The organism is Vibrio makurazakiensis, assembly GCF_050337375.1.
Lineage (GTDB): Bacteria > Pseudomonadota > Gammaproteobacteria > Enterobacterales > Vibrionaceae > Vibrio > Vibrio makurazakiensis.
In genome coordinates this window covers 1-12,645 of record NZ_JAKJSW010000127.1, presented here as the reverse complement: position 1 = coordinate 12,645, position 12,645 = coordinate 1, and the positions used below count along the sequence as shown (strand labels likewise).

12 protein-coding genes and 1 pseudogene are annotated in these 12,645 nt (G+C 43.3%); 3 read left to right on the top strand and 10 right to left on the bottom strand.

The window, feature by feature from the left end; genetic code table 11:
• The 3 genes and pseudogenes from L4C33_RS14255 to L4C33_RS14245 all read right to left on the bottom strand — a co-directional run.
• Positions 1-336 (bottom strand): annotated as a pseudogene (locus tag L4C33_RS14255) (methyl-accepting chemotaxis protein); the annotation flags it as partial.
• Positions 337-498: 162 nt separating this feature from the next.
• The gene (locus tag L4C33_RS14250) at positions 499-960 is read right to left on the bottom strand and encodes a hypothetical protein (RefSeq protein ID WP_428813090.1); all 462 of its coding nucleotides are present in this window, start codon (positions 958-960) and stop codon (positions 499-501) included.
• A 65-nt stretch (positions 961-1,025) separates the two neighbouring features.
• Complete coding sequence (locus L4C33_RS14245; RefSeq protein ID WP_428813089.1) at positions 1,026-1,496, bottom strand: c-type cytochrome; 471 nt, start codon at positions 1,494-1,496, stop codon at positions 1,026-1,028.
• Between the two features lie 152 nt (positions 1,497-1,648).
• Here L4C33_RS14245 and L4C33_RS14240 point away from each other — a divergent pair, with 152 nt between their 5' ends.
• The 3 genes from L4C33_RS14240 to L4C33_RS14230 all read left to right on the top strand — a co-directional run bounded on the left by L4C33_RS14240 (position 1,649) and on the right by L4C33_RS14230 (position 3,675).
• A complete protein-coding gene (locus tag L4C33_RS14240; protein WP_428813088.1) occupies positions 1,649-2,290 on the top strand; it encodes a cytochrome b/b6 domain-containing protein in 642 nt (213 codons plus the stop codon).
• A gap of 5 nt (positions 2,291-2,295) precedes the next feature.
• On the top strand, positions 2,296-2,724 hold the full coding sequence (locus tag L4C33_RS14235; RefSeq protein ID WP_428813087.1) for a MarR family winged helix-turn-helix transcriptional regulator: 429 nt from the start codon (positions 2,296-2,298) through the stop codon (positions 2,722-2,724).
• A gap of 162 nt (positions 2,725-2,886) precedes the next feature.
• The gene (locus L4C33_RS14230; protein WP_428813086.1) at positions 2,887-3,675 is read left to right on the top strand and encodes an HAD family hydrolase; all 789 of its coding nucleotides are present in this window, start codon (positions 2,887-2,889) and stop codon (positions 3,673-3,675) included.
• 66 nt (positions 3,676-3,741) lie between these two features.
• On the opposite strand, the gene phnE (L4C33_RS14225) is transcribed toward L4C33_RS14230, so the two are convergent.
• The 7 genes from phnE (L4C33_RS14225) to L4C33_RS14195 all read right to left on the bottom strand — a co-directional run bounded on the left by phnE (L4C33_RS14225) (position 3,742) and on the right by L4C33_RS14195 (position 12,274).
• Positions 3,742-4,545, bottom strand: coding sequence for a phosphonate ABC transporter, permease protein PhnE (gene phnE / locus L4C33_RS14225; RefSeq protein ID WP_428813085.1), 804 nt, complete (start codon positions 4,543-4,545; stop codon positions 3,742-3,744).
• A complete protein-coding gene (phnE, locus tag L4C33_RS14220; RefSeq protein ID WP_428813084.1) occupies positions 4,545-5,357 on the bottom strand; it encodes a phosphonate ABC transporter, permease protein PhnE in 813 nt (270 codons plus the stop codon). Before phnE (L4C33_RS14220) ends, phnE (L4C33_RS14225) begins: the two co-directional genes overlap by 1 nt.
• Positions 5,345-6,115 carry a phosphonate ABC transporter ATP-binding protein gene (phnC, locus tag L4C33_RS14215; protein WP_428813083.1) on the bottom strand — a complete coding sequence of 257 codons (771 nt, stop codon included), beginning with the start codon at positions 6,113-6,115 and terminating at the stop codon, positions 5,345-5,347. Before phnC ends, phnE (L4C33_RS14220) begins: the two co-directional genes overlap by 13 nt.
• A 96-nt stretch (positions 6,116-6,211) precedes the next feature.
• Complete coding sequence (phnD, locus tag L4C33_RS14210) at positions 6,212-7,252, bottom strand: phosphate/phosphite/phosphonate ABC transporter substrate-binding protein (RefSeq protein WP_428813082.1); 1,041 nt, start codon at positions 7,250-7,252, stop codon at positions 6,212-6,214.
• A 230-nt stretch (positions 7,253-7,482) separates the two neighbouring features.
• Positions 7,483-8,703: a glycerophosphodiester phosphodiesterase family protein gene (locus tag L4C33_RS14205; RefSeq protein WP_428813081.1), complete on the bottom strand. Its 1,221-nt coding sequence runs from the start codon at positions 8,701-8,703 to the stop codon at positions 7,483-7,485.
• Positions 8,704-8,952: 249 nt separating this feature from the next.
• Positions 8,953-10,305, bottom strand: coding sequence for a sigma-54-dependent transcriptional regulator (locus L4C33_RS14200; RefSeq protein ID WP_428813080.1), 1,353 nt, complete (start codon positions 10,303-10,305; stop codon positions 8,953-8,955).
• Entirely contained in the window at positions 10,295-12,274 is a 1,980-nt protein-coding gene (locus L4C33_RS14195) for a sensor histidine kinase (RefSeq protein ID WP_428813079.1), read from the bottom strand. The genes L4C33_RS14200 and L4C33_RS14195 overlap by 11 nt, the downstream gene beginning before the upstream one ends.
• Positions 12,275-12,645: the final 371 nt, after the last annotated feature.

Genomic DNA, 12,645 nt, shown 5'->3' with positions numbered 1-12,645 from the left:
ATCTAACACACCGTGATCAAAAAGACTTTGCGCACTCTCTAAGCGGGGGACAGCTTTGTAAGCGTTATCCTTAAACTCACCAACCTGGTACTGGATAGACGCATCATCTTTTGCTAATAAAACCCCTTGCGCAGCCGCAATCACTTGGTAGATATCTCTATAAGCATCCTCTAAGTCATCCAGAACTGGTTGCACGACGTTATTAAGCTCATGGTTAATCGCTGCTTGTTGGTTTGACTTGATCACATTGAGAACAGTCACAGTAGAAAAGACCAATACAATAACAATTAAAGGGATCGCAATTTTCGTTTTAATTGACAGTTTACTCATATTCATAAAATTAGTAGCCAGTTAGATTCATCGATTAATGACGACCAATATACCGTATTGATTATAAGTCTAGTGGTTAGTTTTGGACATCGGTCTCAAACTAAGCTTAGCAGGTTAATTTTCATACGCTTGTTCATGCTGTACTAACGCTTGCTTCCACAAACTCAATTATACTTTTCTTTCCTTTAAACGAGGCGACTGCTTTAAAGTTCGAGCATCTCGTATATTCATCACCATTAATGATAAATTAATAAAACCGGCTATAAGCTCAATCACTTGAATACTATAAAAGGTGACATCAAACTGGCCCACACTGGCTAAATGCTGAAGGTAAATAGCCGCTGGCAACAGGATTAATAGGCCATTCATCGCTACAAATGGCATACGTTTTTTCTTTCTGGCAATAGGGCCTTTTTTAACATTAGGCGCTAGCTTCGCACCCGTTATCCCAGTTAGAGCCATCAATACAATCAGTATTCCGACCCCGTATAGAATGGCTGTTTTCACCACGAGCACTTGATGTAAAGTGCCGAATAACTCAACCAACAATGAGCTAGTGAAAAAGCTAAAAATAAGCAAAGTCGCCATAATAGCTGCAGTTCGATGAACAGTACTCAGTGTGTTTTTCATATCAAATCCTTAAACAACTTCGATAACAAAATAATAAATGTATTGGTGCAACGACTCGGCTTGCTTTACCAGCGTGAGCGGTATGAGCGATGGCAACTTTTACAGGTTTTTTCTGATTTTTTGAGTGCACTCTTGGCACTAGCGGCATCTTGATTTACGGACGCAGCGTAAAGCTCAACAAAACCAGCATCCATTTGCTCCATCAAACTGTTGAATTTCGCAGGCTTACTCCAAATATCTTTCGACGCCTTACTTCCTTGCTGACTTCCTGCAGGAAACGAAGCTTTCAATACTTCGCCGTGGCCAACTAACTCACTACTCACTTGGTCTAGCTCCCCCCAATGGGTATTTTTTCCATCGATCAAACGGTTCGCTTTCTTCAAACCATCTTCAATATTTGAAAATGCTGTTTGTCTGTTTTCAATATGATTAGCGCCACCTTCCATGTACGAACTTTGCTCAGATTTAGCATAAGCAATGCTTGAACCCATCGTGACCGATAGAAGTAATGCGGTTGTGAATAGTGATTTTTTCATGTGTGGCTCCCTTGATGGTTCAATTAATTAGTTGTGCATCGCTCGCTTCACCGTTGCGATAATTAAAATTTACACAACAATAGTTGCGATTGCAACTATTGTTGTGTAAATTAATTCCAACTTAACGATTTAAACCTATTGGAAACGCACATATGAAAGTTTGGGATCTCGCTACTCGTCTTTATCACTGGCTGCAAGCCATCGTATTTATCGGACTACTCATCAGTGGTTTTTCAGGTAACGGCCCACATATTCAGTTGGGGTTAGTGCTGTTCACACTGATCGTTTGGCGAATTTTGTGGGGGTTTTATGGAAGCGAAACCAACCGGTTCTCGCAATTTGTTCGCTCGCCAATCAAAACATTTCAGTATTTAACAGGCAGATCGCCGCAGAGCACAGTTATTGGACATAACCCGGCAGGCGGCTGGATGGTGATCCTCATGATCTTAGGCTTACTTCTTCAATGTATTACTGGGCTTGCACTCGCAGGGCTGCTCGACAATTTGCCCCTTGCTCATTACTGGTTAAGCGACACGACATTTGAGGTACTGGAGACCCTTCATATAATTTTATCAAAAGCATTACCTGCACTCGTTGTCATCCACATTGGTGCTATTTTGACCTACAAACTCAATAATAAGCCGCTACTCAAGGCAATGTTTACTGGGATCCAGAATGCTTATACAAATACAGGTACCCAACAACCTAACTTTGTATCGCAACGCGTTGCTTTACTAGTGCTTGTTGTTTCAGGATTAGTTACTATTGCAATAGTTGCATTATCAATGGTGTAGGAAGAATGAACGAAAAATTTGATAGACAATCTAGCTTTGGTTGGTTGATCAACGTTGTTGCAGGTCAAGCGGCTAAGAAGTTTGAAGCTCGATTGAAAGAACACGGGCTAACCCTAGCGCTATGGCCAACCCTTATGTGCTTGTGGGAAGAAGAAGGGGTCACGCAGAGTGAAATCTCAGCGAAATCTAAAGTCGAAAATTCGACCACGACGCGGACTCTAGATAAACTTGAAAAGCTTGGCCTAGTGGAAAGACGTAACGACCCTAATAGCCGACGTTCATTTCGTATCTATTTAACCGAGCAAGGCCATGCAATTAAGTCTAACCTGCTTCCTTTACCTATCGCCGTGAATGAGGAAATGCTCAGTTCATTAGACAAAGAGGAACAACAACAGATCATTAAGCTTTTGCAAAAAATGGTCACCGCGGTATAAGCACTTTTACTACAAAAAATGCCAGCAATATGCTGGCATTTTTTATTACTCATCGCCTTCACATTTCAATAACATCAGCACCAAGCTCACTGTTTTCCTAGCGCTTAATTGATATGGTAAAAACCACAATAATCACTGTATAAATCATGTAGAGTCGAAGTCATGAACGATCAATTAAGCCAAGAATGGAAAGATATTAAATGGGTGTTTACTGACGTCGATGACACCTTAACTTGGCAGGGCTCATTGCCGCCTGATACGCTCATCGCCTTACAAAAGTTACGCGATAACGACATTAAAGTTGTGGCAGTAACAGGAGCGTGCGCCGGATGGTGTGACCACATAGCCCAGTTATGGCCAGTAGATGCAGTACTTGGCGAGAACGGCGCTTTTTTGTTAGAGAAAGACTCTGGTTCTTTACAAATATCAACAGAGATCCCCCTTGAGCAAATTCGGGCGAATCAAGCGGGTTTGAAGCAGCAAATTGAATCTATCTTGCTCGAATATCCAGATCTGTCGTTAACGCTCGATCAGTCATACCGACTGTGCGAAGTTGCTATTGATATCGGTCAAAACCGCTCTCCAGTTGCCCCAGAAATCGTTCAATCAATACTAAGCAAAATTCACGCTCTTGGCGCTCATGCAACTGCAAGCTCCATCCATATCAACGCTTGGTATGGACAGCACTCCAAAAGAAATGCCGTTGACCGATACTTAAATCATAAAGGGCTCTCACTAGAACAGATCCAAGCTCAGGCTTGCTATGTGGGTGACTCAATGAACGACGAGCAAATGTTTGGTTGGCTACCGCTGACCGTTGGCGTTGCGAACATTCAGCACTATTGGGATAAGCTCGAACACCATCCAAGTATTGTTATGTCAAAGCCTGGCGGGTTAGGTTTTTCAGAGTTCACTCAGAAGCTCATTGCACGAAAACAATCAGGTTCATAAAACAAAAAAACGGCCTAAGGATACAAGGAGAACCTTAGGCCGTTTTAATTACTGTAAGAATGAACGTTAGATAAGTTTGTTTCGAATATGAATGACCACCGCCTCAGCAATGATTACTACAGCGAAAATACTTACCAATACCATTGATACTTTTTGCCATTCAAACAAGTTTTGCGCGTCGTTTAGAATCACACCTATACCACCAGCCCCTACCAGCCCAAGTACAGCAGATTCACGAACATTAATGTCCCAACGGAACAAAACGATGGAGTAAAATGCAGGCATAACCTGTGGCCAGTAGCCTTTAAGCAAAATACTCATCCAAGAAGCACCCGTTGCACGCAGTGCTTCTATCGGCCCCATGTTCACTTCAGCTATGGCTTCCGCTAACAGCTTCCCTACAAAGCCGATACTACGGATAGCAATCGCCATTACACCTGCCAGAACACCGGGGCCAAATAACGCGATAAATAATAGAGCCCATACTAATGAATTCACCGAGCGTGAAGACACCAGGAAAAACTGAGCAACCCAATTTAGCGCTTTATTTGGAGTGATATTTGGCGCATTTAGCAGTGCTAAAGGAATCGCAAATACCAAAGTAAATAATGTACCTAATGTCGCAATATGTAACGTCTCGATCATCGCTGCATGAATCGATTCAGGGTAAAATGCATAGTCCATTGGCACCATGCGTTGAAACATATCTGCAAATTGCTCTGGTGCGTCGTAAAGGAACTCCGGAATCACTTCCACTGTTTGCCATGACCACACAATTGCACACATAAGGCTTAGATATATGGTGAAGCGCGCAATACGTTCATTAGGTGTAAAACGCTGCCATTCTTTATCAATTGCTGCAGTTGTCATTAGAAGATTCTCCTAACAATATTGGAAAGAAACTCACCCACAAGAATTAGAGCGATGATAGTGATCAGAATTGCTGCGACAAAGTCGTAATCAAAACGTTGGAATGCAGAGAATAGCGTACCGCCTAAACCACCAGCGCCCACAATACCAACCATGGTGGAGTTACGAAGGTTAGAGTCCAACTGATAGCTTGCAAAACCGATAAAGCGAGTAAACACTTGTGGCATTACTGCATATACGATCACGCTGACAAAGCTCGCACCAGTCGCCTTAATGGCTTCTACGGGTTTGAATGATATCTCTTCAATCGCTTCAGCAAACAACTTCGCAATGAAGCCAATTGAAGCGAAGATCAAGGTCAAAATACCCGCTAATGCACCAAAACCCACCGCTTTTACAAATAGAATCGCGATGATCACAGGGTGGAAAGAACGACATAAAGCAATGAACCCTCGAACTGGTGTAGAAACCAGTGCAGGCATCATGTTACGTGCTGCCAATAACCCTAAAAATAGTGAAATAACAATGCCGAAAAAACTGGAGATAATGGCAATTTGTAAGCTTTCAGCAAGCCCACTAAGCAATAAACTGGTCCTTGAGAAGTCCGGTGGGAACATTCTTGCTAGTAAACGCTCACTTTCTCCAAAGCCTATAATTAATCGGTCAAAAGTTAACCCYAGTGTCGATACGCTATAAAATAAGTACCCGATAACCGCTGCCAAAATTGCACGATTCGCCCACGATGTTTTAAATGGGTTTTCATAGTTTGAAGTTGAAGGGTTTGCCGACGTATTCTCTGTTAATCCAGCCATGACTCACCTCCATAAATGATCTTCAGATCTTCTTCTGAAATACCTTCAGGGCTGCCGTCGTAATGCACTTTGCCGTTGCACATTCCGATGATGCGTTTTGCATAGCGCTTAGCGAGATTCACGTCATGGATGTTGACCAATACAGGAATATTTTTCTGCTCAGCGAAGGTTTCCATCAGCTCCATGATTTCCACGGCAGTTTTTGGGTCTAGAGAAGACGTAGGCTCATCTGCCAGTAAGATATACGGGTCCTGCATAACTGCTCGTGCGATACCCACACGTTGACGCTGACCACCAGAAAGACTGTCTGCTCGTTGGTTAGAAAAGTCTTGTAGACCAACAAACTCAAGTAGCTCGAATGCTTTGGCTAAATCTTCTGAAGAGTAGTTACGACGCCACGCGTTCCATGCTGACATGTAACCAAGTCGGCCACTCAACACGTTTTCAATCACAGTTAGGCGCTCTACCAGGTTGTACTCCTGGAAAACCATACCAATATGGCGACGTTGTTTACGTAGCGCCTGCCCTTGAAGCTGAGTGAGATCCGCTCCGTCGAATAAAATTTCTCCTTGGCTAGGATCATTCAAACGGTTAATACAACGTAGTAGTGTGCTTTTACCCGTACCCGATGGGCCAATAATGGCGATGATTCCCGGCTCATCAATGTCGATATTAATGCCTTTAAGGATTGGCTTGCCTGCCACATATTCGTGAAAAAGGTTATTGATCTTTATTCCTTCATAGCTTGCTACGGCCATACTGCATTTCCTTATACAAAAATTTAGGATGAACTATGCCCTACCCATGAGGGCATAGTTTTTTAGTTGAGGTGAGTGCTCGGTAAGAGCTAGGGGTTAACCGTTGCTTGCTTGTTTAGCGAGTTCTGCTGCTTTTTTCTTAGCGCGCTTAGCCGCATCTTTTTCAGCCAGTTTTTTCAAGCCAGCTTTCGTGTAAGCCGTGCCAGTCGCGTGAGCGATATCGCGAATAACATCCCACTCTTCTTGGTAAGAAATTGGTGAGAAGCGATCTGCGCCTTTGAACGCTGCACTCATTTCAGGAGTAAATCGGTAGCTGAAGAATGCTTCGTTGATCTTTTCGACAAGCTCAGGTTTTAAGTTGTATGCGTAACCGAATGCTGACGTAGGGAAACGTGGGCTGCGGTAGATAATTTTCAACTCAGAGTCGTCAACACGACCCGCTGAAACCATACGGTCGTACACGTCAGATGCCACAGGTGCTGCATCATAGTCTCCGTTAAATACACCAAGAATTGATTGGTCATGCTTACCTGAGTACAACACTTTGTAATCTTCATCTGGCACTAGACCTTTTGCTGGGAATAGCGCGCGTGGAGCAAGGTTACCAGAATTGGAAGACGCAGAAGTGTGAGCAACCTTTTTCCCTTTCAGATCAGCCATGGTGTTAATACCGCTGTCTTTACGAACAATTGTGATTAGGTTGTAGCCTTGGAAACCAGACTCATCACCTTTCACTGCAATCGGTACATAACCCGCTAGGTTAACCGCGTAGCCAGTTGGGCCAGTTGAGAAACCCGCAACGTGTAAACGACCAGAACGCATCGCTTCTACTTGCGCTGAGTTCGAGTGAACCGTGTAGTAAATAACGCGTTTGCCGGTAATCTTGCTTAGGTGCGCTTGGAAGTCTGCAAACGCATCTTTATACAATGCAGGGTCTTCTACTGGCGTGTAAGTAAAGACAAGCGTACTTGGGTCGTTCCACTCATCTGGATTTTTTGGTGAGTCTGCCACTAGATCTTGGTTTTCGTCACAGTATCTATCGTCTAACACACCACGACTAGAGCAGTCGCTTGCCATAGCCATTGAAGGAAGTAGTAATGAGCTAGCGATTAACAGTCCTTTAACACTGATTTTCATATTCAAACCTTACTTTTACTTATTGTTGAAAGTCACAAGCTCTATTGCAGCCATCGTGCCAACAATTAAAGCAATATAATTCAACAACTTAAACGAATCATTCAGTTTATCAATTAATTATGGGTCAATCGCGTCCAAGTATTCGAACCGCATTTGGGTCATTTATGTCCCAGTAAAAATACATCTAAAAAAAGAGCCCGAAGGCCCTTAATTTTTACTGATAGATATTGCTAAGACTGGCTGTCCATGCAGTTTGCATAGTAAGTAACCGTCGCTGGCCAATCACTGAATACGCCAAGCACACCCACGTCTTTGGCTAGTACATCTAGCATTTTCATCATATCGCCGTCGTTGTTAATACCTTGCTTAACGCTTTGATAATACCAACCTCCCCCTTGTGCCAATGGGCCAGAGCGTTCTAACGTCCACGCAATGATGTCGAGGTCAGCACCTTTCGCTAACTTCGCATAGTTCGATGCCACAAGTTCATTTTTGTCATTCAAGTCCACTAACGCAAACAGTGGTGGTGCAATGATATTGACCCCCGCCTCGCGTAGCTCCTTCATATTTTCAACTGACGCAACAAAATCTGCTTGGTCATACACACGATCATCTAGATATACCGCTTGTTTGCCAAATTTCGGATTTTCGTTAATCCAGTATTTCACATCGTCTAAGTTAAACGACTGTAAGTAGGTTTCTGAAGGCTTGAAACCCGCCTCTTTCAACTCATCCACTAACTTCTGAGCATACATTTCCTGACTGAAGCCATTAAAAGGCATTTCAACAGAAGCTGACTTCAGCTCAGGTGTCACTTTTACCCCGTGCTTCTTAAACAAGGCTGCACTTTCCGCATGAGTCATCAAAGTACCGCTTTGGCTGTATAAATCGGTACGCCAGCCCGGTGTCCCGTTCATGTACTCTTCAACCGTGGTCGCTTTCGGATTCGCGCCATCCATTTTCCCTTTCAGGGTTTGGAATTCCGCTAAAGTGAAATCTGAAGTGCGACATTCTACTTGTGCATCTTCCCCAGTCGCTGGATTCGCAGGCTTGAAAGGTACCGAACACTTCTTCGCAAGATCTGGGTGCGCTAATACATCAGTCGTTGTATGAAGATCGCTTTGTGAATGGCGACACACAAGTTGCTTATCTTTGGTGAAAGTCACATCACACTCCACCACGCCAGCACCCATTTGAATCGCCGCTAAATAGGATTCTTTGGTATGTTCGGGAAACTGCATTGCAGCGCCGCGGTGACCGATTGAGAAATCACTACGATGAAAAGGCCCTTCGCTACAACTCAGTAGCTTAGATTTCAAAGGTCCTTCGTCCATATTGTTTACTAAAAAGAGGGGACGAGGCCCTAAATCAGCGGACTTAGGCGCAGCAGTTGCCCCCATAGCGGTCACACCTAGTATTAGAGCAATTGAACCTTTCAGTATTTGCTTCATGTTTGTATCTCCTTGCAACAAGCAATTTTCTTAAACTTTCCATAATTCGGTTTGCGTACCTTGATGAATACCTGCGATACAACTTTCAGTTACTCAATACACAGACCTCTTGTGAACGAGTGCCACACCATAGGGATTGCACTCTTCATGCCAATTGTTAAATCACTTTAATTACAATCACTTGAGTAAACCTAAAGAATAAAAACTCTAACAATGGGTCATTATTGTCTTACGCGTATTTCACTTGAATTACGCTTTAAAACTTTCCTTATCGAGGTGATGTTTTTTCATTTTTCGATACAAGGTTTTTCTAGGAAGGTTCAACTTGCTTGATACTTCATTAATATTGCCTGCACTTTCAATAAGTGCCTCTGTCAGCACATTTCGTTCGTACTGTTCCATTTGCTTTTCAAAAGCAAAATCTGCGTTAACCGCGTCAGAAGTTGGTGACTGTAAATCAAACCCATCACCAACAATTCCTAATACAAAACGATCGGCAACATTACGTAACTCTCGTACATTTCCCGGCCACTCATGTCGGCTCAACTGCTGTATTTGTTCTGAATAGATAGTGGATGGGCGAGTTTTATATTTCAGACTCGCTTGAATCACGAAATGGCGAAACAGCACCTGGATATCTTCTTTACGCTGACGCAATGCCGGTAAATTCAAACTCGCAATGTTTAAACGATAGAAGAGATCGGCTCGAAACTCCCCCGACTCACTAAGGCTCGCCAAATCCGCCTTACTTGCTGCGACCACAACAATATCGATAGGGATAAGCTCGTTCCCCCCGACTCGCTCTATCACCCGCTCTTGAATTACCCTTAGCAGCTTAATTTGCACCGCAATTGGCATACTTTCAATTTCATCAAGGAATAAGGTTCCGCCGTTGGCTTGTTCTATTTTTCCTATGCGCTTTTTGTTGGCACTGGTAAACGATCCCGCTTCATGACCAAACAGCTCACTCTCAATGATGCTTTCAGTCATACCGCCACAGTTAATCGCCACAAACGGTTTCGCTTTACGGCGGCTGAACTGGTGAAGCGCTCTTGCGATCACTTCTTTACCCGTTCCAGTTTCACCGTTGATGATGGTATCAACCCCAGTATGCGCCAGAGCTAATACTTGTTTTCGAATGGTATCCATACTCTTAGACTGACCAATCACGACAGACTCTATTGGTCGCTCTTCCGTTTCATCACTCTCTAGCATTGGTTGCGCATTTTGTTCACTTTGAGCCAACGCTAAAACGAGCTTCTCCACTAATTCGGTTGTATTGAGTGGTTTCTCTAAGAAATCGAATGCGCCCAACTTCATTGCTTCTATCGCCATTGGAATATCTCCATGACCACTCATCAGCAAAACAGGGACATTGGGTGCGCGATGCTGAATTGAACTCAGCAAGGTTAAGCCGTCTATTTTGGGCATTCGCACGTCGCACAACACCACCGACGAACACTTCATTGAGAGCGATTTTAGCCCTTGGTTTGGATCTGTAAAGGTACTCACCGTGAAGCCTTCCAGCTCAAGCATTTCACTCACGGCTTCCACGACATCGATTTCATCATCAATAAGTACTATGTGTTTTTCAAATGTCATGGTTGGTGCCTTTTTGTAATGTGACAATAAATTCAGTGCCTTGGTGCTCTATCGACTCAACACGAATAGAACCACCAAAGTCCTTAATAATGTTATATGCAATGGATAACCCTAGCCCCAGCCCTTTTCCAGAAGCTTTGCGGGTATAGAAAGGGTCAAATAAATGAGGAAGGTCTTCTGCCGGGATGCCTAGGCCATTATCCTTAACCGATATTGTGATTGTTGAATCCAATTCAAACGTCGTGATTTCGATGCTCGGTGCATCATTCAACTCAACCGCATCCAATGCATTGCTAATTAAATTCACCAATACTTGCTCAAGGCGAATACTGTTGGCGCGAACGCTAGAAACTGGGTACTTATCATAATGAATAGCCACGTTATTGCGTCTGGTTTCAAACAGTTCAATGGCATCGCTGATAACGCACTCCAGCTCGACACTTTCTATCTTGCCATCACTCTTGCGTGAAAATGCTTTTAAGTGGCGAGTAATAGCAGCGACCTTTTCGAGCAAGGTTTCAATCTTTTGTAAGTTAAGGGCAGCTTTTTCTGGCCTATCTTTTTCAAGCCACAATTGAGCACTACGCACATGGCTGTTCACCGCCGTGAGTGGTTGATTGATCTCGTGGGTGATCCCAACACTTAACTGCCCTAGGGCCGCCAGCTTTCCTGCTTGAACTAATTCGTCTTGAGTCACGCGTAATTTGGCTTCTGCTAGAGTTCGCTCTTCGACCTCAGCTTCTAACTTACGATTCGTTTGTTTCACCACCTTAGCTGTGGTTTGAAACACCTTGAGATATTTCGCCATTTGGGTCACTTCATCTCTACCGCGAATGGTCACCTCTGTGTCTAGGTGTCCCGTCGAAATAGCAAACATATTGTCTTTAAGTTGCAATAAGCGTTCTAAAATACTTTTCCGAACATAGAACCAAGAAATAGCGGCGGCCGCTAAAATACTGAATAAAGAAAGGAACAATGAAAGCCTTTGGTTAGATTGCAAAGATTGCTGCGCTTGATCGATAGACTGATCAATATTGCCGTTCACCTTGCTGGTATTACTCTCGATTTGCACCGTCAGCTGATTTAAGTGCTTACGGCTATTTTGAAGGAAATACTGCTCTTGATAACGATAATCTAACGCTTGGTTTTTCAGGGAGTACAAGCTACTTGAGCTTGAGGCTAGGTTGTAAATTACCGCTAATTGTTTATCGAGTTCTGGAAAGTCACTGCGCAGATCCCCATCCACCCACAACTTCCACCACTCCTCGCCCACTTGCTCTAGGCGGTAGCTGGTATAATCCAGTTCATTAAAACTCGAATCGTTATACAGCTTCTCTACTAAGCCCAATTGATAGTAAAGCAGCGCTTTTAGCTGAGTGTACTGAATTCTATCTTTACTGGTTTCCGGTAGTGCATCGAGTGAATTGCTGGCTAATTGCAGTAAAGGGTAAAAACCTTCTAACAAGTTCCGTAATTCTTTATGCAAGTGATCAGACTCGACTTCACTTTGATAGAGCAGGCTCAAGCTGTTATGCACTTGCGCAATCAAGTCTTTAAAATAGGAGTGGTATTCAGGGAACTGAACCATGATGCCATCCATCACTGCAATGGCTTCTTCAATTCGTTGAAGAAACTGCTTTCGCTCTAGGTTAGATTCCGCATCACTTAATTGAGAAGAAGCCACAATGATCACACGCACCATGTCGTTTAAGCGAGCAGCTTGATCCAGTGCGGGAATTTCGCTTTCTTTAAGGTCAACGAGGCGCTGGTTAAGGTCACTAAAAGTAAACGTGGAAACCACCGACAGAAAGATCGTCGTCATCGAGAGCATGGCCAAAGCTAGCACTAAGCGTTGCTCTATACCCTTCCAACCAAACCATTTTCTTCGGGGTAAAAAACGTGCTTTTTTATCAGGCTCACAGCCCTGGGTTTTCTCGACGACGCGTTCTGGATAGATATGACTACTCACTACACCAACCTCTTAATAGCTCGACCGCGTATGGCTTGATTCAATACTTATCAATAACTTCAGATAGTTAACGAAAAATCACTGGCTGTTTTTCTGCATAATTTATCGAATTTCAATTCAGTAATTTATGAATCAAAGCCAATTTATTAACATTTCACATAACACACCATAACAAATTACTAATAAAGAGCTTGCTGCTGGTTTTGCGATAGTCGCTTGTATTGACTCCACAACTTTTGCGTTTAATAAGCAAAATTCTGATTTTCAGTTTACTTAATGGCCCAATAACAACTTCCATAACCAGTCCTGCTCACTGCTACACGAACCTGCCACACAGTGCTTTTAAAATAGGTGTTTATCTAGATATCCCC

What these genes read in the sequence shown, in the direction of transcription:
- L4C33_RS14250 (WP_428813090.1), bottom strand. Translation starts at nt 960, where the DNA reads ATGAAAAACACACTGAGTACTGTTCATCGAACTGCAGCTATTATGGCG.
- L4C33_RS14245 (WP_428813089.1), bottom strand. Translation starts at nt 1,496, where the DNA reads ATGAAAAAATCACTATTCACAACCGCATTACTTCTATCGGTCACGATG.
- L4C33_RS14240 (WP_428813088.1), top strand. Translation starts at nt 1,649, where the DNA reads ATGAAAGTTTGGGATCTCGCTACTCGTCTTTATCACTGGCTGCAAGCC.
- L4C33_RS14235 (WP_428813087.1), top strand. Translation starts at nt 2,296, where the DNA reads ATGAACGAAAAATTTGATAGACAATCTAGCTTTGGTTGGTTGATCAAC.
- L4C33_RS14230 (WP_428813086.1), top strand. Translation starts at nt 2,887, where the DNA reads ATGAACGATCAATTAAGCCAAGAATGGAAAGATATTAAATGGGTGTTT.
- phnE (WP_428813085.1), bottom strand. Translation starts at nt 4,545, where the DNA reads ATGACAACTGCAGCAATTGATAAAGAATGGCAGCGTTTTACACCTAAT.
- phnC (WP_428813083.1), bottom strand. Translation starts at nt 6,115, where the DNA reads ATGGCCGTAGCAAGCTATGAAGGAATAAAGATCAATAACCTTTTTCAC.
- phnD (WP_428813082.1), bottom strand. Translation starts at nt 7,252, where the DNA reads ATGAAAATCAGTGTTAAAGGACTGTTAATCGCTAGCTCATTACTACTT.
- L4C33_RS14205 (WP_428813081.1), bottom strand. Translation starts at nt 8,703, where the DNA reads ATGAAGCAAATACTGAAAGGTTCAATTGCTCTAATACTAGGTGTGACC.
- L4C33_RS14200 (WP_428813080.1), bottom strand. Translation starts at nt 10,305, where the DNA reads ATGACATTTGAAAAACACATAGTACTTATTGATGATGAAATCGATGTC.